Annotated in this window: 25 protein-coding genes; 18 read left to right on the top strand and 7 right to left on the bottom strand. The window is 45.2% G+C overall.

Annotated elements, in window-relative coordinates; genetic code table 11:
- Positions 1-147 precede the first annotated feature (147 nt).
- The 3 genes from typA to RBB45_RS21775 are packed head-to-tail and all read left to right on the top strand — an operon-like array spanning position 148 to position 2631.
- Positions 148-1986, top strand: a complete 1839-nt coding sequence (gene typA, locus RBB45_RS21785) for a translational GTPase TypA (protein WP_009791111.1) — start codon at positions 148-150, stop codon at positions 1984-1986.
- 24 nt (positions 1987-2010) lie between these two features.
- Entirely contained in the window at positions 2011-2319 is a 309-nt protein-coding gene (locus RBB45_RS21780) for a YlaH-like family protein (RefSeq protein ID WP_009791112.1), read from the top strand.
- A 24-nt stretch (positions 2320-2343) separates the two neighbouring features.
- Positions 2344-2631 (top strand): hypothetical protein, encoded by a 288-nt coding sequence (locus RBB45_RS21775; RefSeq protein WP_035401075.1) that lies wholly within the window; start codon positions 2344-2346, stop codon positions 2629-2631.
- Positions 2632-2830: 199 nt separating this feature from the next.
- Here the strand turns inward: RBB45_RS21775 and RBB45_RS21770 are convergent, their stop codons facing one another.
- Entirely contained in the window at positions 2831-3094 is a 264-nt protein-coding gene (locus RBB45_RS21770) for a hypothetical protein (protein ID WP_306010331.1), read from the bottom strand.
- On the bottom strand, positions 3088-3288 hold the full coding sequence (locus RBB45_RS21765) for a YlaI family protein (protein ID WP_009791115.1): 201 nt from the start codon (positions 3286-3288) through the stop codon (positions 3088-3090). The genes RBB45_RS21770 and RBB45_RS21765 overlap by 7 nt, the downstream gene beginning before the upstream one ends.
- Positions 3289-3548: 260 nt before the next feature.
- Between RBB45_RS21765 and RBB45_RS21760 the strand changes: the two genes are divergently transcribed.
- Positions 3549-4004 (top strand): pyridoxamine 5'-phosphate oxidase family protein, encoded by a 456-nt coding sequence (locus RBB45_RS21760; RefSeq protein WP_009791117.1) that lies wholly within the window; start codon positions 3549-3551, stop codon positions 4002-4004.
- 39 nt (positions 4005-4043) lie between these two features.
- On the opposite strand, the gene RBB45_RS21755 is transcribed toward RBB45_RS21760, so the two are convergent.
- Positions 4044-4631, bottom strand: coding sequence for a YhcN/YlaJ family sporulation lipoprotein (locus RBB45_RS21755; protein ID WP_022543679.1), 588 nt, complete (start codon positions 4629-4631; stop codon positions 4044-4046).
- 257 nt (positions 4632-4888) lie between these two features.
- Between RBB45_RS21755 and RBB45_RS21750 the strand changes: the two genes are divergently transcribed.
- Complete coding sequence (locus RBB45_RS21750; RefSeq protein ID WP_009791119.1) at positions 4889-6217, top strand: PhoH family protein; 1329 nt, start codon at positions 4889-4891, stop codon at positions 6215-6217.
- Positions 6218-6446: 229 nt separating this feature from the next.
- On the opposite strand, the gene RBB45_RS21745 is transcribed toward RBB45_RS21750, so the two are convergent.
- Complete coding sequence (locus tag RBB45_RS21745) at positions 6447-6944, bottom strand: molybdopterin-binding protein (RefSeq protein ID WP_101550697.1); 498 nt, start codon at positions 6942-6944, stop codon at positions 6447-6449.
- A 210-nt stretch (positions 6945-7154) separates the two neighbouring features.
- Between RBB45_RS21745 and RBB45_RS21740 the strand changes: the two genes are divergently transcribed.
- The 3 genes from RBB45_RS21740 (at position 7155) to pyc (ending at position 12536) form a co-directional block, all read left to right on the top strand.
- Positions 7155-7436, top strand: a complete 282-nt coding sequence (locus RBB45_RS21740; protein WP_094768883.1) for an Fpa/YlaN family protein — start codon at positions 7155-7157, stop codon at positions 7434-7436.
- Positions 7437-7660: 224 nt separating this feature from the next.
- Positions 7661-8869 (top strand): FtsW/RodA/SpoVE family cell cycle protein, encoded by a 1209-nt coding sequence (locus RBB45_RS21735; protein ID WP_009791122.1) that lies wholly within the window; start codon positions 7661-7663, stop codon positions 8867-8869.
- A gap of 226 nt (positions 8870-9095) precedes the next feature.
- Positions 9096-12536 (top strand): pyruvate carboxylase, encoded by a 3441-nt coding sequence (pyc, locus tag RBB45_RS21730; protein WP_224950173.1) that lies wholly within the window; start codon positions 9096-9098, stop codon positions 12534-12536.
- 119 nt (positions 12537-12655) lie between these two features.
- On the opposite strand, the gene RBB45_RS21725 is transcribed toward pyc, so the two are convergent.
- Positions 12656-13633, bottom strand: a complete 978-nt coding sequence (locus tag RBB45_RS21725) for a COX15/CtaA family protein (protein ID WP_022543682.1) — start codon at positions 13631-13633, stop codon at positions 12656-12658.
- A 534-nt stretch (positions 13634-14167) separates the two neighbouring features.
- On the opposite strand from RBB45_RS21725, the gene cyoE reads away from it, so the two are divergent.
- From cyoE to RBB45_RS21685, 8 genes are all read left to right on the top strand, one after another.
- Complete coding sequence (gene cyoE, locus RBB45_RS21720; RefSeq protein ID WP_009791126.1) at positions 14168-15106, top strand: heme o synthase; 939 nt, start codon at positions 14168-14170, stop codon at positions 15104-15106.
- A 110-nt stretch (positions 15107-15216) separates the two neighbouring features.
- A complete protein-coding gene (gene coxB / locus RBB45_RS21715; RefSeq protein WP_009791127.1) occupies positions 15217-16284 on the top strand; it encodes a cytochrome c oxidase subunit II in 1068 nt (355 codons plus the stop codon).
- Between the two features lie 25 nt (positions 16285-16309).
- Entirely contained in the window at positions 16310-18187 is a 1878-nt protein-coding gene (gene ctaD / locus RBB45_RS21710; RefSeq protein WP_022543683.1) for a cytochrome c oxidase subunit I, read from the top strand.
- Positions 18187-18816: a cytochrome (ubi)quinol oxidase subunit III gene (locus RBB45_RS21705; protein ID WP_009791129.1), complete on the top strand. Its 630-nt coding sequence runs from the start codon at positions 18187-18189 to the stop codon at positions 18814-18816. Before ctaD ends, RBB45_RS21705 begins: the two co-directional genes overlap by 1 nt.
- Before the next feature lie 4 nt (positions 18817-18820).
- Positions 18821-19156, top strand: coding sequence for a cytochrome c oxidase subunit IVB (gene ctaF, locus RBB45_RS21700; RefSeq protein WP_035401058.1), 336 nt, complete (start codon positions 18821-18823; stop codon positions 19154-19156).
- 185 nt (positions 19157-19341) lie between these two features.
- Complete coding sequence (ctaG, locus tag RBB45_RS21695) at positions 19342-20253, top strand: cytochrome c oxidase assembly factor CtaG (RefSeq protein WP_022543684.1); 912 nt, start codon at positions 19342-19344, stop codon at positions 20251-20253.
- A 159-nt stretch (positions 20254-20412) separates the two neighbouring features.
- Positions 20413-20880: a DUF420 domain-containing protein gene (locus RBB45_RS21690; protein WP_009791133.1), complete on the top strand. Its 468-nt coding sequence runs from the start codon at positions 20413-20415 to the stop codon at positions 20878-20880.
- Between the two features lie 137 nt (positions 20881-21017).
- Positions 21018-22193, top strand: coding sequence for a GNAT family N-acetyltransferase (locus RBB45_RS21685; RefSeq protein ID WP_101550688.1), 1176 nt, complete (start codon positions 21018-21020; stop codon positions 22191-22193).
- A 110-nt stretch (positions 22194-22303) separates the two neighbouring features.
- Here RBB45_RS21685 and ytvI read toward each other — a convergent pair whose 3' ends face one another.
- Together ytvI and RBB45_RS21675 are read right to left on the bottom strand one after the other, a co-directional pair.
- The gene (gene ytvI / locus RBB45_RS21680) at positions 22304-23362 is read right to left on the bottom strand and encodes a sporulation integral membrane protein YtvI (RefSeq protein WP_094768887.1); all 1059 of its coding nucleotides are present in this window, start codon (positions 23360-23362) and stop codon (positions 22304-22306) included.
- 194 nt (positions 23363-23556) lie between these two features.
- A complete protein-coding gene (locus tag RBB45_RS21675; RefSeq protein WP_009791136.1) occupies positions 23557-23916 on the bottom strand; it encodes a YugN family protein in 360 nt (119 codons plus the stop codon).
- 338 nt (positions 23917-24254) lie between these two features.
- On the opposite strand from RBB45_RS21675, the gene RBB45_RS21670 reads away from it, so the two are divergent.
- Positions 24255-24686: a CBS domain-containing protein gene (locus RBB45_RS21670; RefSeq protein WP_224950175.1), complete on the top strand. Its 432-nt coding sequence runs from the start codon at positions 24255-24257 to the stop codon at positions 24684-24686.
- A 419-nt stretch (positions 24687-25105) separates the two neighbouring features.
- Positions 25106-25965: IS110 family RNA-guided transposase (locus tag RBB45_RS21665; RefSeq protein WP_306010330.1), on the top strand; the 860-nt coding region annotated here is incomplete at its 3' end.

The following is a 25965-nucleotide window of genomic DNA, read 5'->3' as shown; positions in this document are numbered from 1 at the left end:
AGTGTAGATATGTGTTCTTTTCTTTAAAATTTATTTTACACAAAAAACTTTTAGTTTACCACTGTCATTATGGTATAATGTTTTAGTTGTGATTGTTTATAAAGCTTTAAAATAAATTAGCTTAGAATATAGCTAGGAGTGAATTTTTTGAAAATCAGAGAAGATCTTCGCAATATCGCGATTATTGCCCACGTTGACCACGGAAAAACGACACTTGTTGACCAGCTGCTGAAACAGTCAGGAACTTTCCGGACTAATGAGCATGTGGAAGAACGTGCGATGGATTCCAATGACCTTGAAAGAGAGCGCGGAATTACCATCCTGGCTAAAAATACAGCCATCCAGTACAAAGATACAAGAATCAATATCCTTGATACTCCGGGCCACGCTGACTTTGGCGGCGAGGTTGAGCGTATCATGAAAATGGTTGATGGTGTTCTGCTTGTTGTCGACGCATACGAAGGCTGTATGCCGCAGACGCGCTTTGTATTGAAAAAAGCGCTTGAACAGAATCTGACGCCAATTGTTGTTGTTAACAAAATTGACCGTGACTTTGCGCGTCCTGCCGAAGTCATTGACGAAGTCCTTGACCTGTTCATCGAGCTTGATGCCAATGAAGAACAGCTTGAGTTCCCTGTTATTTATGCATCTGCCATCAATGGAACAGCAAGTACAGATCCTGAAAAGCAGGATGAGAACATGCAGTCCCTTTATGATGCGATTGTCGATCATATTCCTGCACCAGTTGACAATAGTGAAGAGCATCTTCAATTCCAGGTTGCCCTTCTTGACTATAACGACTATGTCGGAAGAATCGGGATTGGCCGTGTTTTCCGCGGAACCATGCAGGTCGGCCAGCAGGTTGCACTCATGAAGCTTGACGGAAGTGTAAAACAATTCCGTGTAAGCAAAATTTTTGGCTTCTTCGGGCTGAAGCGCCAGGAAATTCAGGAAGCAAAGGCAGGCGACCTGATTGCCGTTTCCGGAATGGAAGATATCAATGTAGGGGAAACCGTTACACCTGTTGAGCATCAGGAAGCTCTTCCTGTCCTCCGTATCGACGAGCCTACACTGCAGATGACATTCCTGGTCAATAACAGTCCATTTGCAGGAAGAGAAGGCAAGTTCGTTACATCACGTAAAATTGAAGAAAGGCTTCGTGCCCAGCTTCAGACAGATGTAAGTCTTCGCGTTGAGAACACAGAGTCACCTGATGCTTGGGTTGTGTCAGGACGCGGTGAGCTTCACCTTTCCATCCTGATTGAAAATATGAGACGTGAAGGCTATGAGCTTCAAGTGTCAAAGCCGGAGGTCATCGTAAAAGTAATCGACGGTGTAAGATGTGAGCCTGTTGAGCGCGTGCAGATCGATGTTCCTGAGGAGCATACTGGTTCAATCATGGAATCAATCGGTGCCCGAAAAGGCGAAATGCTTGATATGATTAATAACGGCAGCGGCCAGGTCCGCCTGATCTTTAACGTTCCTGCTCGCGGCCTGATCGGATATACAACTGAATTCCTGACGCTTACCCGCGGATATGGAATCATCAACCATTCCTTTGACAGCTATCAGCCAATGGCACAGGGCCAGGTTGGCGGAAGGCGCCAGGGTGTTCTTGTGTCCATGGAAAGCGGAAAAGCTTCTACTTATGGAATCATGCAGGTTGAAGACAGAGGAATCATCTTCCTTGAAGCCGGAACAGAAATCTATGAAGGCATGATTGTTGGAGAACATACTCGTGAGAATGACATCACCGTCAATATCACAAAAGTAAAACAGGCTACCAATATACGTTCTGCCAATAAAGACCAGACGGCTACTATGAAAAAGCCGCGCATCATGACGCTTGAAGAAGCGCTTGAGTACCTGAATGATGATGAGTATTGCGAAGTGACTCCGGAATCCATCCGCCTGCGCAAGAAAATCCTGGATAAGAACGAACGTGAACGGATCGCTAAAAAGAAGAAATACGCAGAAACGAACTAAAGACTTAAAAAGGAGGAGAGCAATATGATTGCTGAACGCCTGTCTTTTTTCGCCGCGTTATATAAAGTGGACGAGAATCCTGAATTAGGAATGTGGATGCTCTATATAACCATCATTCTTTTATGTGTAGTCGTATTCAAGCTCGGATTTGCCAAAAAGCTCCCGCTGGCAAAGTCGGCTGTCATTTATTTGTTTTTAATCCTGGGCTGCACGGTCCTGACCTTTTTGGGAGTCTTTCTCCCAATTGGGGAGGGCCTGGTGGTTGCCGCCCTTATCCTGATCATCTATAAAATCAGGCTGCACCAGCAGAAAAAACAGGAAGCAGGCATGTAGCAGCCGGGGAGGCAGGTCGTTATGATGAAATCTCTGCAGGATTCAATCTATAATTGGCTTACAATCAAGGTTGTTTGCGATGCACGGCCGGAGGATACTGCAGCTGCAGAAACGGAAGAAATGTTCAAAGCGATTCTGACTGAGGACTTAAAGCTTTCAGAGATTGAGGCTGTTAAAGAAGCGGATTTTTATACTGTCTTTTTTACAGATAAAAATGAAAGAAGAAGCTTCCGTTTTCCGGCTGAGCTGATCGATGTCATGCTGGACCAAATCAATGAAGAGCCGGAGAAATATCCGAACTTCCCATTATAAGAAAAACCCGCTTCTCCCATCAGGGCAAGCGGGTTTTTCTGATTCCCAGCCAAAAGAAGCTGGCGAGGACTATGCTGTAGAGAATATGGCCTGCTGTCCACAAACCGAATGCCATCATATCACCCGGGAGCGGTACCTGCCGCTCTGCCAGAAGGGAGAGTGGAAAATAGAGCAGGAGGGCAGGAAAAGTGATGGCAAACTACCATAAAAAGCATCCCCGCAGTGTCGGCCATTTTCCGGCCTGCAGAATAAGCAGCAGGCAAAAGCTTAACAGCAGCGAAAATAGGAGATGGAAAAAGAATTCAGATGCCTCGCTCCAGCGAATATCCCCCAGCACGGGAATAAAATCGATATTCAGAAGCAGCACATACACTTTCTTGCCGGTCAATGTTTCAGCGGCCTTCAGGAATAATCCCAAAAAAAAGCCTGCTCCAGCCCCGGAGGCAAGGGCGGTTTTTACCATTCCTCTTCTTCCGTGCGGCTCCGGTAAAGCTTAAAGTTGCCTGTGGCGGCCCTTTGGTTGGTTTTTTCCGTTATTCTTTCTTCGCACGGCTTGCACATATACGTATGGATCGGCCGGTTACGCAGGCGTTTTGCCTGAAATGATTCATTTTCAATCGATTCTATCTTATCGCAAAGCACACATTTTACTCTCATAATGACACCCCGATTTATTAATGTAGTTGAATGATCAGAAGTCTGAAGCAGCACTGGTCCTCGCGGCCGGCCCTCTGCCTATTTTTCAGCCGAAGGGACAGCCCGTCAGAAAAGCTGCTTATCTATATTGCTTATTTATATTATAGTACAGTTTGGCAAGAGTTTCGAATTAGATTGCACCGGGGGCAGAGCATCTGGGAACGGGTTCTTGAAAGTTGGGGAAAGTCATACTATTATAGGACTAAGAGGAGGGGAAAGTAATGGCAAATCAAGTTGAGCCGAGGCTGATCAAGCCCTTATTCGATGAGCTTCAGCAGGAGCGGTTTGTTACTCTCGCAACAGTGGACCATGAAACAGGCGGGCCGAACGTGAATGCTATATCATGGGTCCTGGCAAAGGATGAAGAAACAATCTGCTTTGCTATTGACAGCAGATCGAGGATTATTGAAAATATTAAACATAACAGGCATGTAGTCATCAATATCATTGCCAACGAATCTACATACTCCATCCAGGGAGAAGCGGCAGTGAAGCTGGAAAAAATGGAATCTGTCCCCCTCAAGCTGGCACTTGCAGAACTGAAGATCAGTGAGGTAAGGGATGTTATGTTTTATGGATCTAAAATGACAGCTGATCCCCAATATGACAAAACATATGATAAAAAAGCAGCAGAAAGGCTCGATCAGCAGGTGATGGAGGCCATGAAAAAAGCTTAGTCGCGGGACTAAGCTTTTTTTGTGCTGATTCATATAACTTTAATCTTTATGGTAATTCGATTGCTTTTGCTGCTTATCCTCCAGCTCAGAACGTTCTGATGAATTGAGCTTGTTTTTTGGCTCCTCGGTCGCATCCTTCGGCTGGGGCTCAGTGATGTCCCCGGGAACTTCAGGCATAATCCTTCCCGTGATATCTGCGAGTTCATTCAGTATGCCCTGGATGGGACGCCCGTTTTGTATATCCTGGCCGACTTCCCTGATCCTCGCATTCAAGTCCGGGTCTGCTACTACAAGCGCCCTTGCCCCATGAGGGTCGTTGCGCAGGCTTTCTGTAACAGAATATTTAATGGAGCCCACTTCAGATCTGTCTATATCTTTATCCACATCAATCCCTACAATGGCATATCCTGCGAAAACCACAGCCGCCGCATCTTTGACATTTGGCACCCTTTCTGCCAGATCTACAAGATGCCTTGAGATCTCCTGTTCTGATTCCCTGCTGTTATTCGTTATGGTGCTGTTCTTAACATTCACCAGATTCCGGCTGCCGTCATCTGCTGATTGGCTGTTCGCAGCACAGCCTGCCAGCATTGAAACAGCGGCTATATAACCAAGCCATCTCTTCAATTTAAGCACCTCCAATTATTCTTATTCCAGATGTTTTCCAGATGCTGAAAAGCTACATGCCCGGGAAAGTTCTTCGTAAGGATTATTCTGCAAAAATTCGTCTATCTTTATGCAGGAAAACATATAGTTTACCAAGGCTTGTTTCTTAAAGCTTATGATTGCTTCTTCAAGCCAGGCAAAATGCAGGCTCCGGACAGCGAAATATAAGCCTTAGAAGAAACATTCATTTTGACCTACAAGGAGCAGGAGGCATCATATTGACGAAAATATATGTATTGGATACCAATGTCCTGCTGCAGGACCCGCATTCTATCTTTTCTTTTGAAGACAATGAAGTAGTCATTCCGGCAGTTGTCCTGGAAGAGGTTGACTCTAAGAAACGATATATGGACGAGGTTGGGAGAAATGCAAGGCAGGTTTCGAGGCTGATTGATAATCTGAGGGAAACCGGCAAGCTGCATGAAAGGATTCAGCTTGAAAATGGCGGGGGACTCAGAATTGAGCTGAATCACCGGTCTTTTCATGAATTGCAGGAGATATTCATTGAAAAAACAAATGACAACCGGATCCTTGCAGTCGCAAAGAATCTTTCACTGGAAGAAGAGACTAAGGAAAACGGCCGCCCGGTCATACTTGTCAGCAAAGATGCATTAGTGAGGGTGAAGGCGGATGCAATCGGGCTTCAGACAGAAGATTTTCTGAGTGACAGGGTGGTTGAAAATGACCATATTTATACGGGATTTCTTGAGGTGTATGTAAGCGTCGATCTTTTGGGGAGATTTTATGAAAAAGGGGAGGTGCCGCTTGCTGATATAGCCAATCACCCTTTTTATCCCAACCAATTCATCATTATGAAAGATGCACTGGGCTCTTCTTCTTCTGCGATAGGCATAGTAGACCAGGCAGGAAAGAAAGCCAGAAAGCTTGTGTTTGACGGGGACCATATCTGGGGGATCCGCCCTCGCAATGTACAGCAGACAATGGCCGCAGAGCTCCTTCTCCGTAAAGATGTGCCGCTTGTGACGCTGGTTGGGAAAGCGGGGACAGGGAAGACACTGCTCGCACTGGCAGCAGGCCTGATGCAGACTGAGGATTTCGGAGAATACAAAAAGCTGCTGGTGGCCAGGCCGATCGTTCCTGTAGGCAAGGATATCGGCTATCTCCCGGGAGAGAAAGAAGAAAAATTAAGGCCATGGATGCAGCCGATTTACGATAATCTGGAATATCTTTTTAATGCCAAGAAACCGGGCGAGCTTGATGCCATCCTTGCAGGGATGGGGTCGATCGAGGTCGAGGCGCTCACATATATAAGGGGAAGAAGCGTGCCGGATCAGTATATCATCATTGATGAAGCCCAAAACCTTACCAAGCACGAAGTAAAGACCATCCTTACCCGGGTGGGAGAAGGAAGCAAGATTGTCCTGATGGGAGATCCGGAACAGATCGACCATCCGTATCTTGATGCCTTCAATAATGGACTTACCTATGTAGTGGAAAGATTTAAGGACCAAAAGATTTCAGGCCATACTAAGCTTATTAAAGGGGAAAGGTCAGGTCTGGCACAGCTGGCAGCTGATCTTTTATAAGAGATATATATGGCGGGCTGGAGCCGGATATAGCAGTTTCAATTTCATGTCATCCGTATGGCGCACGAAAAAGGGGAACTTGAGCCGCTGTATCAGTAAGAGAGGGAACAGCGGCCTTTATGGAACTTACTCCTGTAATACAAAAGCTGATTACGCCCTGTAGAATATTAATCTTATGCCCATAATTAAAGAGGGCGGAGCATCCCGGCTCCCCCCTCCTGCATGATAATCAGCGAACGATGAACTGCTTTATATGCCTGATCGGATTATCCTTATTGCTTCCGTCTCCGTAATAGACGTGCACAGGGCCGTCCTCTTTCAGCGGCTTGCCGTTCAGAGAGTAGCCGAGGATCAGATCTTCAGCGGTTTCCAGCGGCATTTCCACCTCGCCGTCACCGGCAGAGATGACAAAGGAAGAGGCATCTTCAGCAGGTTCGGCATTTTTAAGGAAAGGCTTTAAGGGAATGCCGAAAGTCCCGTTAAGCACTTTTTCTTTCTCGAATTTTTTTTCGGTCTTTAATGTCGGAGGATGGACAGCACCCTCCATGATTTCTCTGTCCCAGTGCTTTGAAACTGATTTTGTATACTCTTCGAGCTCATCCTTTTTGATGATATCAGCGTGAAAGAATTCGTTCAGGTCTACCCTTCGGTCATCAAAAATCCATACACCGGGATCAAGTGTGATCTCAAATTTCACTTTCCCTTTTATCATTATGATATTGTCCATAACTAGCTACCTCCTGTATGTACCTTCTTAAATTATACCTATTTTTGTCTGTGAAAGATACTATGGGACCCTCACACTGGAAGCCCCTCCTTGCGGGGTGCTGGTATTTATCCCCGCATGTGCAGCTTTCCCCTTATATGTCTTGCATTTTTGCCTTCTTAAGTATAAAATTTATAGATAGATAATCGCTCGGAAACGGGGGGATCCATGTTGGCGTCAGAACTGATAGTCGATCATCAAGAAAAAGCCAATGCCTTGCTTAAGGCGGACGCTGATAAAATATTAAAGCTTATTAAAGTGCAGATGGATAATCTGACAATGCCCCAGTGCCCTTTGTATGAGGAAGTGCTTGATACGCAGATGTTCGGTTTATCCCGTGAAATAGATTTTGCCGTCCGGCTCGGGCTCATCGAGGAAAAGACAGGCAAAGCCATCCTGGGAGAGCTTGAAAAAGAACTCTCCATCCTGCATGAAGCTTCATTAAGAAAATAAATGTAAAAAACTCAAACTTTCTTTTAACACAAGGGTTTGAGTTTTTTTGTACATGCTATGGTAAAGAAAAAGAAGTGCAGCATAATTTTAAATAGTATGACATAATTCTGATGTTTGATGAATTAATATGTTACATTAAAATTAACATTTCTTTACTTCAATGCAGGAATCTCCTTTCTATAGTAGAATAGGTAATACAACGCAGAAGATGAGGAAGAGGTTGGATGTTCAAAAAAATATTAAAATCATACGATTACACATTGATTGCTGTCGTCGTTATGCTGGCATTATTCGGTCTCATTATGATTTACAGTGCAAGTATGGTAACAGCCGTGCAAAGGTATGGCTTCGAAAGCGACCATTTCTATCAAAGACAGAAGATCTATCTGCTCGGGGCCGCCTTAGTATTTATTTTCACAGCACTCTTTCCCTATAAGGCGCTGATCAGCAATAAGATCCTTGTTCCGATGGTTTTCGGTTCACTGATCGGCCTTGGCGCTTTGTTTATATTCGGCCATGTGGCAGGGAATGCGCAAAGCTGGTTTAAACTCGGGCCATTGAGCCTCCAGCCTTCAGAATTTGTAAAGATTTTTGTTATTATTTATCTATCAGCCGTTTATGCAAAGAAACAGAGCTATATCGACCAGTTTAATAAAGGGGTTGTCCCACCCCTGGTATACTTGATCCTTGTCTGCATGCTTGTGGCTGTACAGCCGGATTTCGGGACAGCGGCAATCATTTTCCTGATATCGGCCACAATCATCCTGAGTTCCGGCATGAGCTATAAAAACATCTTAAAGCTGTGTCTGATTGCCTTTATCATTGCCCTCCCGTTTATCCTGATTATGAATGACAAGCTCTTCTCTGATGTGCAAATGGCCAGGATCCAGGTTCTTCAGGATCCCTTTGCAGATGCCCAGAATGACGGGTATCATCTTGTCAACTCTTTCCTGGCTCTCGGAGCAGGCGGTGTAAAAGGGCTCGGCCTCGGGCAGAGCGTGCAGAAGCTTGGCTATCTGCCAGAACCGCACACAGATTTCATCATGGCTGTCATAGCAGAGGAGCTGGGGGCATTCGGTGTTTGTTTCGTTCTGCTCTCACTTGGGTATATCGTTCTGAGGGGCCTGTACATAGGGATGAAATGCAAGGATCCTTTTGGAAGCCTGCTTGCCATCGGCATTGCTGGGATGATCGGCATCCAGTCATTCATCAACCTCGGAGGGATTTCAGGCGTGATACCTCTGACAGGGGTCCCGCTTCCATTTGTGAGCTACGGCGGATCTTCACTTCTGCAGCTTTCAATTGCGATGGGGATTCTTGTAAACGTATCAATGTTTGTAAACTATGAATCTAAATATAAAAATAGAGCCAGCGAAAAACAGGCAGAACAAAACCAGAAAGTTTCCGGGGGAGCCTATTTTTATAAAAAATAAGCGCAGGGGACGTGTTTTTTCCTTGCGTTTTTTTACACATTCACTCTTAATACAGGAACGCTTTAAAGCTGCAGGCATTTAAATCAGGGCTGCAGGCTTTGGCCGCTTTGCTGCAGAATCTCTGCTGTAAAGCGGCCGAAGTCTTTACATATAGCAATACAAATTAGCCAAGCCTTTCCGCAAGTTCCGGAAAGGCATCTAAAAGACTATGGATGGGGTGGAATTTGTGAGCAGACAAATTAATAAGGTACTGGTTGCCAATAGAGGAGAAATCGCAATCCGGGTTTTTCGGGCATGCACTGAGCTGAATATCCGGACCGTGGCTGTTTATTCTAAGGAAGATTCAGGCTCCTACCACCGGTATAAAGCAGATGAGGCGTACCTCGTCGGAGAAGGCAAAAAGCCGATTGATGCCTATCTGGATATAGAGGGGATCATCGGGATTGCGAAGGCAAGAAATGTTGACGCCATTCATCCCGGCTATGGTTTTTTGTCAGAAAATATTGAATTCGCTAAAAGATGTGAAGAGGAAGGCATCATTTTTATTGGACCAACTTCCCGGCACCTGGATATGTTCGGGGACAAAGTGAAGGCAAAAGATCAGGCGATGCGTGCGGAAATCCCTGTCATTCCGGGGAGCGACGGGCCGGTTAAAAGCCTGGAAGAAGTGATTTTATTCGGGAAGGACCATGGTTTCCCGATCATCATCAAAGCCTCCCTTGGCGGCGGAGGCAGAGGGATGAGGATTGTCAGAAGCCTTGATGATGTGAAAGAGGCATACGAAAGGGCGAAATCAGAAGCGAAGGCTGCTTTCGGGAATGATGAGGTTTATGTTGAAAAATTCATCGAAAACCCTAAGCATATCGAAGTTCAGATCATCGGTGACAAAAGCGGGAACATCGTCCACCTGTTTGAAAGGGACTGCTCAGTGCAGCGGCGCCATCAAAAAGTGGTCGAGGTTGCACCGTGCGTCTCTCTCTCTGAAGAATTCCGCGGGAGAATCTGCGATGCTGCTGTAAGGCTGATGAAAAATGTCGACTATGTGAATGCCGGAACAGTGGAATTCCTTACCTCCGGGGATGAGTTTTTCTTCATTGAGGTAAATCCCCGCGTACAGGTTGAGCATACGATCACTGAAATGGTGACAGGGGTGGATATTGTCCAGACGCAGATCCTTGTCGCAGAAGGATTTGATCTCCATAGCCGGGAAGTGGGGATCCCTGCACAGGAGGATATAAAGATCAATGGCTATGCGATCCAGTCCCGGGTTACCACTGAGGATCCTCTGAACAATTTTATGCCTGATACGGGGAAGCTCATGACCTACCGATCCGGTGGCGGTTTCGGGGTGAGGCTCGATGCAGGCAATGGCTTCCAGGGGGCTGTTATAACCCCATATTATGATTCGCTGCTCGTCAAACTGTCCACATGGGCACTAACCTTTGAGCAGGCTGCTTCAAAAATGGTGAGGAACCTGCAGGAATTCAGGATCCGCGGAATCAAGACAAATATTCCTTTCCTTGAAAATGTCGTCAAGCACGAGAAGTTCATTACAGGGGAATATGATACATCTTTCATCGACAAATCGCCTGAGCTGTTTTTATTCCCTAAACGAAAAGACCGCGGCACAAAGATGCTTGCCTATATCGGCAATGTAACAGTCAACGGCTTCCCGGGGGTAGAGAAAAAGAAGCGGCCGGTTTTCGAGAAGCCGAGGATTCCGAAGCTCCGCTATAACCAGGAATACCAGGACGGGACAAAGCAGATCCTGGACAGCCAGGGTCCGGAAGGTCTGGTGAAATGGATCAAGGAGCAGGATAAGGTCCTATTGACTGACACCACCTTCCGTGATGCCCATCAGTCCCTGCTGGCCACGCGCGTACGTACGACTGACATCGCGCATATTGCAGAACCGACAGCAAAGCTTCTGCCGGAAATGTTCTCTTATGAAATGTGGGGAGGGGCAACCTTTGATGTTGCATACCGTTTCTTAAAAGAGGATCCTTGGGAAAGGCTTCTCAAGCTAAGGGAAAAAATGCCGAATGTCCTTTTCCAGATGCTTTTGAGGGCTTCCAATGCTGTAGGCTATAAAAACTATCCTGATAATGTGATCAGGGAGTTTGTTCAAAAGTCTTCTTATGCAGGCATCGATGTTTTCCGTATATTTGACAGCCTGAACTGGGTCAAAGGGATGGAAGTGGCGATAGAGGCTGTGCGTGATACCGGCAAAATAGCAGAAGCAGCCATCTGCTACACCGGCGACATTTCGGACAGCGCGAGGACCAAGTATAATCTGGAATATTACAAATCAATGGCAAAGGAGCTTGAAAACCAGGGAGCGCATATTCTGGCAATTAAAGATATGGCGGGGCTGCTCAAGCCGAAATCAGCGTATGAACTGATTTCAGAGCTGAAAGAAACAGTTGATATTCCAATCCATCTTCACATGCATGATACGAGCGGGAACGGCGTCATGACCTACAGCAAGGCTATCGAGGCCGGTGTGGACATTGTGGATGTTGCACTAAGCACGATGGCCGGCCTGACTTCACAGCCAAGCGCAAGCTCCCTGTATTATGCCCTTTCAGGAGAGGAACGCCAGCCTGAAGTGAATGTTGAAGCACTGGAGCAGCTGTCCCACTATTGGGAAGATGTCCGGAAATACTACCAGGATTTTGAGTCCGGAATGAAGTCTCCACATACGGAGATCTATAAGCATGAGATGCCTGGAGGGCAGTACAGCAACCTGCAGCAGCAGGCAAAAGCGGTAGGCCTTGGGGAAAAATGGGACCTGGTCAAGGAAATGTATTCCCGGGTCAACCACATGTTCGGCGATATCATAAAAGTCACTCCTTCATCAAAGGTTGTAGGCGATATGGCTCTGTATATGGTCCAAAATGAATTGACAGAAGAAGATGTCATCACACGCGGACACTCGCTCGACTTCCCTGATTCTGTAGTTGAACTGTTTGAAGGGTCTCTCGGCCAGCCTTATGGCGGCTTCCCGAAAGAGCTTCAGGAAGTTATATTAAAGGGTAAAGAACCAATCACTGTAAGGCCGGGAGAGCTTCTGGAGGACGTGGATTTCGATAAGCTTAAGGAGAAGCTTTTCCACGAGCTCGGAAGGCCGGTGACAAGCTTTGAAGCGATTGCCTATGCACTCTATCCGAAAGTATTCATGGAATACTGCAGCACTGTCGAGCAGTTTGGCGATGTTTCCGTTCTGGATACGCCGACCTACCTGTACGGCCTGAGGCTGGGAGAAGAAATAGAAGTGGAAATTGAAACTGGAAAAACGCTGATTGTAAAGCTTGTTTCCATCGGACAGCCGCAAGCGGACGGCACCAGGATCGTTTACTTTGAATTGAACGGGCAGCCCCGCGAGGTTTCCATCAAGGATGAAAGCATTAAAATTGCTGCATCTGCAAAGATGAAGGCTGATCCTAAAAATGAGAAGCATATAGCAGCATCCATGCCAGGTACAGTTATTAAGGTTATTGTTGAAAAAGGGGAAAAGGTCGAAAAGGGCGATCATCTGATGATCACGGAAGCGATGAAGATGGAAACGACCGTCCAGGCCCCTTATTCCGGTACGGTCGGTGAAATCCATGTTGCAAATGGGGAAGCCATCCAGACTGGAGACCTTTTGATCGAGCTTTCAAAATAGAGGAAATCAGGGCCGAAAGAAAAAATATAGCAAAAGAGGATGGGTAGCCGGTGAGCTGCCCATCCTCTTTTTTATGAATACAGCAATGAAGCATTTTTTTAAAGCTGTTTCCTCGGTCCTTATTGAACAGGAACAGACCGGTGTGCCGCATTGTTTTCTTTTTCAGCTGCAGGCGGCACGCTTGCAAGTGCTGCGGCGTTTTTCTTGCTCCTTGCAGTAAGGAGGATAAAATAGCTGAAAACACCGAACAGGCATGAGATGAAGAAGGCATGTCCAAGTGCAATGAACAAGTTGAGGCGGGATATAACAACCATCGCTCCAAAAGCAACCTGAAGGGACACAAGGATAAAGGATATAATCCATCCCCAGAACACGACCTTCTGGTGGCGGTAATGCCTGACGGCCAATATAGTGATATAACCTACCCAAAGAAAAATAATTCCGGCAGCAGCCCTGTGGCCCATCTGTATCCATTCATACATATTGCCCGGCAGCATAATGCTGTCATTCAGGCAGAATGGCCAATCGCGGCAAACAAGGCTGGCATTGGTATGCCTGACGAGGGCACCGCTGTACACGACCGCATAAGAATAAATCGTAATGCCGATGATATGCTTTTGCATCCGTTTATCCAGAACAAGCTTTTCCGCCTGGAACTTTTTATCCACCTCAAAAATCAGAAGTGTGAGGAGGAGGACTGAAGCAAAAGATATCAGGGAAATCCCGAAATGAAGGGCCAGTACAAAATCTGACTGCCCCCATTTAACCGCAGCTGCTCCGATCAGACCCTGCAGGACGAGAAAGAAGAAAGAGACAAGAGCAAGGAATTTTGTTTCTCTTACATGGCCCAGCGCTTTCCAGGACCAGACCGAGAGCACCAGGACCAGTATGCCGACCCCGCCGGATACAACCCGGTGGGCCAGTTCAATGATCAGCTCCGGCGTTATATTGCTCGGGATGAGCTCTCCGTGGCAGAGCGGCCAGGATCTTCCGCATCCCATCCCGGATTCAGTTTTTGTCACAAGAGCCCCTCCAAGGAGCACCATCAGCATTCCGATCGTTGTCAGCACTGCAAACCATTTAAGCAAACGCTGCAATCATGTCACCTTCTTTTAAATTAATTTCATAAATTGCCATAATAGACTTAATCTGTATAATAATAGGGTATAATAGTTCAGGTGAGGCAGCCGGCGCATCGTATCACGAAAACGCTGACTGTTCGATACTACACAATTATGGAGGATTTTACAACTCCCCGGCAGCATATTCCGGCTATAATCTATTATTCATTCAAGTCAGTTGTACTAATAGGTAAGATCTCCGTAATGCTTCAATTATATATTATGCTAAAAAAGTAACCAGTTACAATGTTTGTCATCTCCTCGACACAAATTAGTCATAATTAATTCGAAAAAAATTCACAAAAAAACGCCAAAGTATGATTTAATATACAGAGGCATAGTTATTTTTCTACACAAACTTTTGACAATTTTTATGACATTTGAATAGTAATAACTGCTATTTCGATTAGCATTCCCTCGTTTTCTGTTGCAAATATAGCATCGTATTACTTATAGTAGTTGTAGTGTAGAAAAGCTTTATTTGTGATAAGGGTTAAAGGAGGAGAAGTTATGTCAAACACAAGGGCTTTCAGTGAAGCTGCTTTAGAAAACAGTGAACGAAGCCTTCAAGCCAATATACCGGAGACAACTGCATGGAAGGATTTCCTGGCGCTCATCAAGGTAGGTATAATCAATTCAAACATGATCACTACCTTCACTGGTTTGTGGCTGGCCCTTCATTTTACAGATCAGCATTTTTTCAACAATCTTGATATTGTTTTTTATACACTGGTCGGATCTTCACTGATCATTGCGGGTTCCTGTGCATACAACAATTACTATGACCGCGATATCGACCATTTGATGGAAAGGACAAAAGACAGGCCTACAGTTACAGGAAAGGTCAGCCCGGGCAGGGTGGCACTGCTGAGCATATCCACCATCGCATTGGGAACCTTGCTGCTGCTCCTTGCATCACCCGCAGCTGCTGTAATTGGATTGATAGGCGTCTTTAGTTATGTAGTCCTCTATACAATGTGGACTAAGCGCAAGTATGTTTCCAATACAATCGTAGGAAGCATTTCCGGAGCAGTGCCGCCGCTGATCGGCTGGGCTGCAGTTGACGGAAACCTGGACATGATAGCTTGGGCGCTGTTCCTTGTTATGTTTGCCTGGCAGCCTCCTCATTTCTACGCACTTGCCATGAGGCGTGCAGAGGAATACAGGGCAGCAGGCATACCGATGCTTCCGGTTGTAAAAGGGTTCCGCACTACGAAAAAACATATTTTTGCATGGCTGGCTGTGCTTCTGCCCCTGCCGCTGATGCTTACATCTCTCGGTCTTCCATTCCTGATCCTTGCTTCGGCATTGAATGTCGGCTGGATAGTCCTTGGGATCTATGCCAACAAATTCAAGGATGATATTAAGTGGGCAAAGGCAATGTTCATTTACTCGCTTCAATATCTGACGATTATGTTTGTGGCAATGGTGATCGTTACACTTATTTAACCTACGTTAGGAGATTCCCTTCCGCGCATGAGCGGGGGAGGGAATTTATCCATATTTTTTTTGATCAAACAACAAAAGAAATTTTTTACGAAAGAGGGGTTTGATTAAGCATGAAAAGGCTTGCAAAATGGCGTCTTGCATCACTGTTTGCAATTTTGACGCTCATTCTTTCCGGGTGCGGCGAACCGTTTTTGTCCACGCTTCAGCCTTCCGGGGAAGTTGCGAAAACGCAATATGACTTAATGCTGCTGAGCACGGCGATTATGGTGGGAGTAATTGTCGTTGTCACGGTGCTTTTCCTGGTTGTTATTTTTAAGTTTCGCCGCAAAGACGAAAGAATTCCAAAACAGGTTGAAGGAAGTCACAAATTAGAAATCATCTGGACAGTTATTCCTATTCTTCTGCTTCTTGTTCTGACCGTTCCTACAGTAGCACAGACTTTCAAGCTTGCGGATGTTTCTCCAATGGAGAAAAAGAACGAAGAAGGGAAAACGGATGCATTGGTTGTCAATGTCCGTGCAAATCTTTACTGGTGGGAATTTGAGTATCCAAACCAGGAGATCATCACTGGGCAGGAACTTGTCGTTCCAACTGGTGAAAAGGTTTACTTTAATCTGAAGGCATCTGATGTTAAGCATTCATTCTGGGTCCCTGCAGTCGGGGGCAAGATGGATACGAACACTGATAATGTCAATAAGTTCTATCTGAAGTTCGATAAAGAGAGCTCTGATGTTGCAGGCGATCTTTTTTACGGAAAATGTGCGGAGCTTTGCGGACCTTCACATGCTCTGATGGACTTCAAGGTGAAAGCAATCTCTGGCGAAGAGTTTGATCAGTGGGTTGCGGATATGCAGAATGCAGAAGAGCCTCAGCCTCAGTCAGAAGTTGCACAGCAGGGTCAGGAGATCTTTAACAACAGCTGTATCGGCTGTCACGCTGTGACTCCTGTGGATGGAAGGCCGGAGCAGGCAAGGCAGGCTCCAAACCTTGCAAACTTTGGCGAGCGCGACCGTGTTGCCGGTATCCTGGATCACAATGAAAAAGAATTGAAGAACTGGCTGAAGGATCCTGAAGCTTATAAGCCGGGGAATAAAATGACTGGTACATATGGCCAGCTTTCAGATGAGGAGCTTGACGCTCTGACAGAATATCTGATGGGCCTTAAAGTTCAGGAGTAACGAGTTCGAAAGGGAGGTAAAACTTGTGAGTACCTACGCTCAGAAGAAAGGATTCGGCGCCACTTTATGGGACTATCTAACAACAGTGGACCATAAGAAAATCGCGATCCTTTATCTAATTGCCGGCGGTTTCTTCTTTATAGTGGGTGGACTTGAAGCCATGTTCATCCGTATTCAGCTGGCAGTTCCAAACAATGATTTCTTAAGTGCCGGCTTGTACAATGAGATATTGACAATGCACGGTACAACCATGATATTCCTGGCAGCTATGCCATTGATCTTTGCTTTTATGAACGCAGTCGTTCCTCTTCAGATCGGTGCGCGGGATGTAGCGTTCCCGTTCCTTAACTCACTTGGGTTCTGGCTGTTCTTCTTTGGAGGAATCTTCCTTAATCTGTCATGGTTTTTAGGAGGGGCTCCAGATGCTGGTTGGACGTCTTACGCTTCCTTATCGATGGCATCTGAAGGCCACGGGATCGATTTCTATGCACTCGGACTGCAGATTTCCGGTGCTGGTACCCTTATCGGGGGGATTAACTTCCTTGTAACGATTGTCAATATGCGTGCCCCTGGCATGACATATATGCGTATGCCATTGTTCACATGGTCTACATTTGTAGTATCTGCACTTATTCTGTTTGCGTTCCCGGCTCTTACTGTCGGTATCTTTCTATTGATCTTTGACCGCATGTTCGGCTCTAATTTCTTTGATGTTGCCAACGGAGGAAACACAGTTATCTGGGAGCATTTATTCTGGATTTTCGGACACCCTGAAGTATATATCCTGATTCTGCCTGCTTTCGGTATTTTCTCTGAGATCTTTGCTACTTTCTCAAGAAAAAGGCTGTTCGGATATTCTTCCATGGTATTCGCAACGGTATTGATCGGTTTCCTTGGCTTCATGGTATGGGCTCACCATATGTTTACAACAGGGCTCGGGCCAATTGCCAACGCTATCTTTGCTGTAGCGACAATGGCGATCGCTGTTCCTACAGGAATCAAGATTTTCAACTGGCTCTTTACAATGTGGGGGGGAAGCATCAGATTTACAACACCGATGCTTTATGCAGTAGCCTTCATTCCTTCCTTTGTTGCCGGCGGGGTAACAGGGGTTATGAACGCAGCTGCTCCAGCCGATTACCAGTTCCATGACAGCTACTTTGTTGTAGCTCACTTCCACTATGTAATCGTTGGCGGTGTTGTTCTTGGACTATTGGCAGGCCTTCATTTCTACTGGCCAAAAATGTTTGGAACCATGCTGAGCGAAAAGCTTGGAAAGATCACTTTCTGGCTGTTCCTGATCGGTTTCCATCTGACATTCTTTATCCAGCACTTCCTGGGCTTGATGGGTATGCCTCGCCGCGTATTCACATTCCTGCCTGGACAGGGGCTTGAAACAGGAAATATGATCAGTACAATTGGTGCATTCTTCATGGCAGTTGCCGTGCTGATTTTGCTTATCAATATCATTGTGACAAGTGTTAAAAATGTTAAAGTCGGGAATGACCCTTGGGGAGACGGGCGCACACTGGAGTGGGCTATCCCTTCACCGCCGCCATTCTACAACTTTAAGCAGACGCCGCTTGTCCGCGGTTTAGATGCATACTGGCTTGAAAAGATGGAAGGCAAGAACGCGTTGACGCCTGCAGAGCCGATCGGCGATATCCATATGCCTAATTCATCTTTCATTCCATTCATGATTTCGTTTGGACTGTTCGTAGCTGCCTTTGGTGCAATGTACCACGGCGACGACGGCAACAACTGGGGCATTCCTGTCCTGATTCTCGGCATGGCCATTACACTGGGCTCCATGTTCCTGAGATCTGTCAAGGATGACCACGGCTTCCATATTCATAAAGAAGATTTACTTAAAGAAGATGATGACAAGGGGGTAAAGGCATAATGCATACAGAAGAAAAAATGACTGTAGAAACATGGCCTGCATCGCCTGAGAAACAAACCCTCGAAGCAAAGAATAAATTTCTAGGCTTCTGGTTCTTCCTTGGCGGGGAGACGGTGCTTTTCGCATCTCTCTTCGCAACCTATCTTGCTTTAAAAGATAAGGTTCCGGGAACAGAACATGCCCTGGCTAAGGACCTGTTTGAATTGCCGCTCGTCTTTGCAGCTACCATGCTTCTATTGACGAGCTCACTGACAAGCGTTTACGCCATGTACCATATGAAAAATTTCAACTTCAAGAAGATGCAGCTCTGGATGTGGATCACCGTTGCCCTCGGCGCTGCGTTCCTTGGACTGGAGATTTACGAATTCAATCACTATGTGCATGAATACCACCATACATTCACAAGCAGTGCTTTCGGTTCAGCCTTTTATACGTTGGTAGGCTTCCATGGAGGACACGTTGCATTCGGTCTCCTGTGGATCACAACACTGCTGATCCGCAACTCAAGACGGGGATTGAGCCTTTACAACGCTCCAAAATTTTATGTCGCAAGCTTATACTGGCATTTTATTGACGTTGTTTGGGTATTTATCTTTACAGTAGTATACTTAATGGGAATGGTGGGATAAACTGATGGCGAATCAACAACCGAACTCAGGTAACCCAAGAGTAGACATTGAATACCGTCGCAAGAAAAGTGCAGAGGAAATGAGAATGCAGGTCATCACTTTTGCCCTGATGATTTTCCTTACGCTTGTAGCATTTGTAGCTGTTGGCTATGAGGAATTTTCGGCATGGTTCATCGTGCCGTTCATCCTGATCCTTGCAGTTGTGCAAGTTATCTTCCAGCTTTATTATTTCATGCATATGAGCCATAAGGGCCATGAGGCTCCTGCACTGTTCCTGTATTCCGGCTTGCTCGTGGGTGCAATTACAGTATTGGCTTTCATGACAATTATCTGGTGGTAAAAAAGAAATCGGCTTTTAGCCGATTTTCTTTTTTTTGTATGAATAAGGAGATTTGATGAACTTTGTGCAGGGCTTGCCTGCAGTAAGCTGTGTATTATTGAGTTTCATCTCCAGCAGCGGTATAATGGCTTTGTACATGCATTTGACAGTGCAAGCGACAATATTACTTTAAGAGGTGGCAAGCGATGCTTACACTAGACATATTCGGTTTTAGAGCGCTTTGGAGTCCTTATTTCTTTATAGTCATGCTGGCAATCCTTGCAGCCTATTTTCTGCTGACAGTAAAATACCGGCAGCGATTCAGCGGGAGCACCCCGCTTTCAGCCAAACAGGCAGTTCTGTTTACGGCTGCTATCATTCTTGTGTATGCAGTAAAAGGCTCACCGGTAGACCTGATGAGCCATATCACCTTTTACGCGCATATGATTCAGATGTCGATACTATATCTGATTGTACCGCCCCTTTTGATTACAGGGATCCCGGAATGGCTATGGCGAAAGATACTGGCACCGGCAAGTATTCAAAAAGTTTTCAGGTTCTTAACAAAGCCCCTGATAGCCCTGATTTTGTTCAATGGAATTTTCTCCATTTACCATATTCCATTGATCTTTGACGCAGTCAAGACGAATATGTGGCTTCATGGCGGCTATTCTATACTTCTGTTCATCCTTGCCGGGCTGATGTGGTGGCCTCTTGTGAATAAACTTGAAGAATACGAATCCTTGAATGGGCTGAAGAAGGTCGGGTATATTTTTGCTGACGGCATTCTTCTTACACCTGCTTGTGCGCTGATCATTTTTGCAGACACACCTATTTACGCGACCTTCTCGGATCCGCGTGCCTGGGCTGATGCCATGCATCTCTGTGTTCCTTCAGCCACGCTGGCTTCGCTCAATTTGAGCGGTCCTGAAATGTTCAACAGCATGTCTGCCCTCAATGACCAGCAGCTTGGCGGCGTTCTTATGAAGGTATTCCAGGAAGTTGTATACGGGGTTGTCCTCGCTCAGGTCTTCTTCCAATGGTACAAGAAGGAACAGCAGGAAACTGAAGCAGAACTTAAGGCTTCCAGATCGCTTGATCCGCAGATTGCCGAGTAGGAAAAAATCTCCCAGGCCGGGAGATTTTTTCTATTAAATGGTATCTGGATTTATGAACAATTAGGGAACATTGCTGAAAGAAGCGGATTGTTTATTGAAAAATCGCCGCTGTTTTAATAGAATTGATTTTGTAAACATGAGTCCAGAGAGGAAGTTATTATGAACTATTCATTGCCTGTTTTGCCTACAATCAGCACCACGTTCATTGTATTGAGCGCTGTTACAGTAGCGATCGGCTGGTATCAGATCCGCCAGCGGAAAATAGAAGCGCATAAAAAGACAATGCTGCTGGCGGCAGTATTTGCTATCATTTTCTTCATTATTTATGCGAGCAGGACGGTTTTTATCGGCAATACTGCCTTTGGAGGGCCGGATGATATAAAAATTTATTATACCTTATTTTTGATTTTCCATATTACATTGGCTACTACAGGAGCAGTATTCGGCATTGTCACACTGCTGACCGGCTATACGAATAAATTGGAAAAGCACCGAAAAATTGGTCCGATAACAAGCATCATCTGGTTTTTTACGGCGATAACAGGAGTAGCTGTTTATCTGCTGTTATATGTGTTCTATCATGGCGGGGAAACCACATCAGTCATTAAAGCAATTTTAGGATTCTGATTAAGCTCTGCAGTCCGCTGCTATACAAAAGGGAGGCTCCGCTTGACGGTGCCTCCCTTTTACTGTCTTATGATTCTGAATGAAGGAAATACAAGCCACTCTATAGAATAGATAAAAGTAGAATGGAGGCAATCATAGTGGAAATAAAATTATTGCAAGAGGATTCATTTGATGAAGCCATCAGGCTTTCCAGTTATGCTTTTCAATATCATGTACCAGAAAGTGATTTCCCTAAAAGGAAAGAAACAATGAGGAAACATAAGATATATGGAGCCTATGAAGATGGAAAACTGGCTGCCAAGCTTCACTTACTGGACTTAAAAGTTAAAATTCAGGACAAAGAATGGAAAATGGGCGGAATAGCAGGAGTGGCCACCTTTCCTGAGTACAGAAGAAGGGGCTATGTATCAGGACTAATGCGCCAGGCTCTGTCGGCTATGAAGGAAAATGGGCAGATAATATCCTTTCTCCATCCCTTCAATATTCATTTTTACAGGAAATACGGATGGGAACTGGTTTCTGACCAAAAAAGAGTTGAAATCAATAAAATAGATTTACATATGATCGGCCAGCTGTCCGGAAGGATCACCAGATTTAACAAAGATACCCATGATGCAACAGCAGAAGAGATATACGACCGCTTCACCAGCAAGTTTTCCGGCATGCTTGTCAGGGACAGGGACTGGTGGCTCAAGAGTGTTTATTCCGACTATCAAATTGCGGTATGGCAAACGGATGAAGGAAGGCCGGAAGGTTATATTCTTTACAAGGTTGAAAAGAGCATCCTCGACATTCAGGAATTAGCTGCTTTAACTGCTGAAGCTCGGATTGGTTTGTGGAACTTTATCTGCCAGCATGATTCTATGGTTGATAAAGTAAAGGTGCTTACATCGGTCCACGATCCTTTCCCGTACTATCTCAAGCAGCCAAAGCAGCATATGGAGGTCACCCCTTATTTTATGGCACGGATTGTAGATCTTTCAATGGCATTGGGCACCTATCGATTTAACGGAATTCCGGAACAATCATTGTTCCTGCATGTTGCAGACGAATTAGCTCCCTGGAACACAGGGACCTATCAGCTGTCAGCCAATGGTGTTCAATACTTTCCGCCAAAAGAGGGGGGCAGCTGCGCCCATCCGCCAAAGAGAGGGCTGCAATTGAGCATCAATGCACTGACGGCTGTTATCACTGGATACAAGCGGCCGATTGAGCTGTATGAACTTGGAGAGATCAAGGGATCTGCAGAAGATGCTGACATATTTGAAAAAATGGTTCCCCATCAAAAAGCGTTTTTCTATGATTTTTTCTAACAATAATTTTGAGCAGCATGAGTTTGGGTAAGCTGCCGAATCTCTTTAACTCCAGAAAAAAACAAGCAGGGATCTTTTATATAAGAGCCCTGCTTGTTTTTTGAAACTGTTTAAACTTTGAAATCCATCTTAATCAGCCCTGCTTCTTTTGCAGAATTGAAAGCAATCAAAATAAGCGGCCCGATGATAAAGCCAAGAATGCCAAGGAGCTTAAGCCCGAGATACATGGCTATCAAGGTGGAAAGTGGGGAGAGCCCGATGTGGGTTCCCATTACTTTTGGCTCTACGGTTCTTCTGATGATGAGCAGGACGGCTGCCAGGACGGCAAGCTTCGTGCCCAGAACCACATCTCCTGTCAAAAGATGAAACAGCGCCCACGGCCCGAGTATAACAATTGAGCCTATGATCGGAATGAAATCAATGATCCACAGGACGAGCGCCATGACCAGTGCGATATCCGGCGCTATGATAAGAAGCCCGACAAGACTCACAAAAAAGATGATCAGGCTTACGAGGAACTGTGCCTTGAAAAAGCCCAGTACAACATAAGAGAGACGGGATGTCATGAAAGAGACCTTATCGGCTGTCTTTTCTGTCAAGTGGTTGTAGGCACCACGCCGGAGCCTCGGAAGATCGATCAGGAACAGGAATAATGCAATTAAATAAACAATGAAGCTGACAAGATAATTCGGGATATTGGTCAGCAGCGCCTTCACATTATCAATGCTTACATATGCAACCAGTTCAGTTTTCGTTTTATTCAGGAAAGTCTGTACCTGGTTGCTGATCTCATCCACCACATCTTTTGGAAGATCTTCTGCAGCACGGGTGAACTTTTCCTCTGCATCAAGCCATGCATTGTTTATTTCATTCACATATTCCGGAGCATTTTCAACCAGCTTAATGGCTTCGGTGATCACTTTTGTCGTAATAAAATATCCGGACAGTCCAATAAACAGAACAAAAGCAATGAAAACGATCATGACGGAAATTCTTCGTTTGATGTTAAGTTTTCCCTGCAGAAGCTTTACGAGCGGTTCAAGCATGAGTGCTGTTATAAAAGCAACAATCAGCGGGACGGAAACAGGGAGGATGAAATAGAAAAGCGTGCCTATTAAGATTAGCCCAATAAGCCAGATGAAAAAACGTTTTGTAAAAAAACCGGACAAGGTGAAACTCCTTTCCAAATCACTGAGGGTTTAGCTTCAGATATTGATTCTTTAAACTGAGATATATTATTATATTATATTACGCAGAACTGCTGGCCTACAACTGATTTTGTCCGCTTTTTTATCTGGAAAAAAAGACGCATGGTTTCATGCGTCTTTTACAGTGCTTCCCATTGTAATGCGGTTCCTGCAGCTTACAGTGCAAACCCTTTAACTTTGCTCTGGATGTCTGCAAGGGTTTTTTCGCATTGGCTGACCAGTGTCTTAGGGAAGCTTTCTCCTTCTCCATACTCAATTCCATGGGGATAATAATGCTTTCCTAATAAAGGAGTCATCAGCTGGATAACGGCTTTATGGGAGCCGATATCCCCTTCCGCTGCGTAACCGAAGACACGCAGATAGAAAACGCCTTCTTTTAATTCAAACTTGCGGTCGTATGTAACTCTTTCATAATCCCATTGGCCTTCACGGACCAATCCATGTTCAAGCATCACTTCATCAAGACGTGTAAGGTCTGCTTTCAGTTCTTCCAAACCAGTATTTTCGAACTTCATCTTTGTCCCTCCTGAAAAACAATGCCGTCCTTTTGGACAGCAATTCTGTAAGTAAAGGCAACCAGCGGCCAAGCCTTTCAAAAAAGGCATCCCGGGACTATAAGCAATGAAATCGGGACCCTTTTATCTCAAATTTAATAATAGTAGAAAAATGTCAAAGTTGCAACGAATAGATGAAGAAAACTTAAAACAGTCACAATTATGCTGGTCTTTATGGCTGTCCTTATTTTGCCGCTGCAGTACATAATTATCCCTTGACTGGAAAACCTATCTTTTAGCGAATCTGTCTGCCCCTCTGAATGAGGCGGCAGGCAGGAATCAAATAAGGAGGGCTTATAATGAAGAAAATTGGCGATATAATGACAAGAGATGTAGATTGCTGCACTCTTCTGGACAATATGTATGAGGTAGCTTTGAAAATGAAGGAGCAGGATGTCGGCGCCATCCCGATTGTGGATGCTGACAGGCTTGTAGGGATGATTACAGATCGGGACATCGTGGTAAGAGGGGTGGCAGAGAAGCATCCGGGTTCCACAAAAGTGGAGGATATCATGAGCAGTGATCTTGTTACAGTCTCGCCTGATACCAATATCAGTGAAGCGTCAAGGATCATGGCTGAGCATCAGATCAGGAGGCTTCCAGTTGTAGAAAACGGCAAACTGGCCGGCATCATTTCCCTCGGCGACCTTGCCGTCATCAGCCGCACCAACGCCCAGGCCGGAAAAGCCCTCACAGACATCTCTGAACACGAAAATGAAGCAACTCAATAAAAACTGCTTAGTTTAGGAAAATTTGTATAAAAAAGAGTATGAAGTTAAAGCGTATGAAGTTATCGGTCACAAAGTGCCAACAGTTTTTAAAACCCAGTTGATTGGAGTGGAGGACAAAGACTCCAGCCAATAGTGCTTATTAGTAAATTTATTCAGGATTGAATTAATATGTGCGGCTAGCTGCTTTATAATGGGGTTAAGCAAGAACAATTTTTGAAAAACACTGATGGACGGAGAGGAAGACACGTAGACGCCTGCGGGATTGCAGCGGAAATGTTGAGACCCCACAGCGCGCAAGCGCGAGTTATCATGAACGAAACTAGCTCCTACTCGTAACATCGTAGGTTAATCTGGTTAGAATGTTTACTGTTAAAATACATTCCCAAATCAGAGCTACATTACGGAAGGAGCTAGTTATTATGCAGGATACCATAAAATACGTAGGTTTAGACGTATCAAAAGAAAAGATTGCGGTCGCTATCGCAGAAGAAGGCCGGACAGAGCCTAGATACTGGGGATTAATTCCCCATACCCCAGAAGCAGTAAAAAAAGTAATGAAAAAGTTAGGCAGGCCTGAAACACTCCGAGTGTGTTATGAAGCCGGTCCGACCGGATATCCACTCTATCGGCTACTCATGACAATGGGAATTCAGTGTTCAGTAATTGCCCCTTCTCTTATTCCTAAAAGACCCGGAGAACGCATTAAGACGGACCGCAGGGACTCTATTCGCTTAGCTCATTTGTACCGTGCTGGCGAATTGACTGCCATCTATGTTCCAGATAAAGAAGATGAGGCGCTGCGGGATCTTATTAGATGCAGAGAAGACGCTAAAGAAGACGAACTGAGGGGGAAGCATCGATTAAGTAAGTTTTTACTTCGCAATGACATTAAACCTCCAAGTGGAATAAACAAGTGGACAAAAAAGTATTTTGAATGGCTTGATACTTTAAAGTTTGAAAATACTTCCCTGCAAATCACTTTCCAGGAATACTATCACCAAATTAAGGAATTATCACAACGGATCCTAAGGCTTGAAGAAGAAATTAGGATTCAGTCCAATGAAGGGATTCACGCCCAGAAAATTCAGGCACTCCAATCATTAAGAGGTGTGGCTTTTATCACAGCGACAAGCATTGTGGCAGAAATCGGTTCGTTTAAACGTTTTACTACGCCCAAACAATTCATGGCGTATGTTGGTCTTATACCTAGCGAGTATTCAAGTGGAGAAAGAAGAAGCCAAGGACAGATAACCAAAACAGGAAATCGGCATGTGCGGCG

Source organism: Bacillus sp. MMSF_3328 (assembly GCF_030733525.1).
Lineage (GTDB): Bacteria > Bacillota > Bacilli > Bacillales > Cytobacillaceae > Bacillus_AB > Bacillus_AB infantis.
This window is presented reverse-complemented; position numbering and strand designations above follow the sequence as displayed.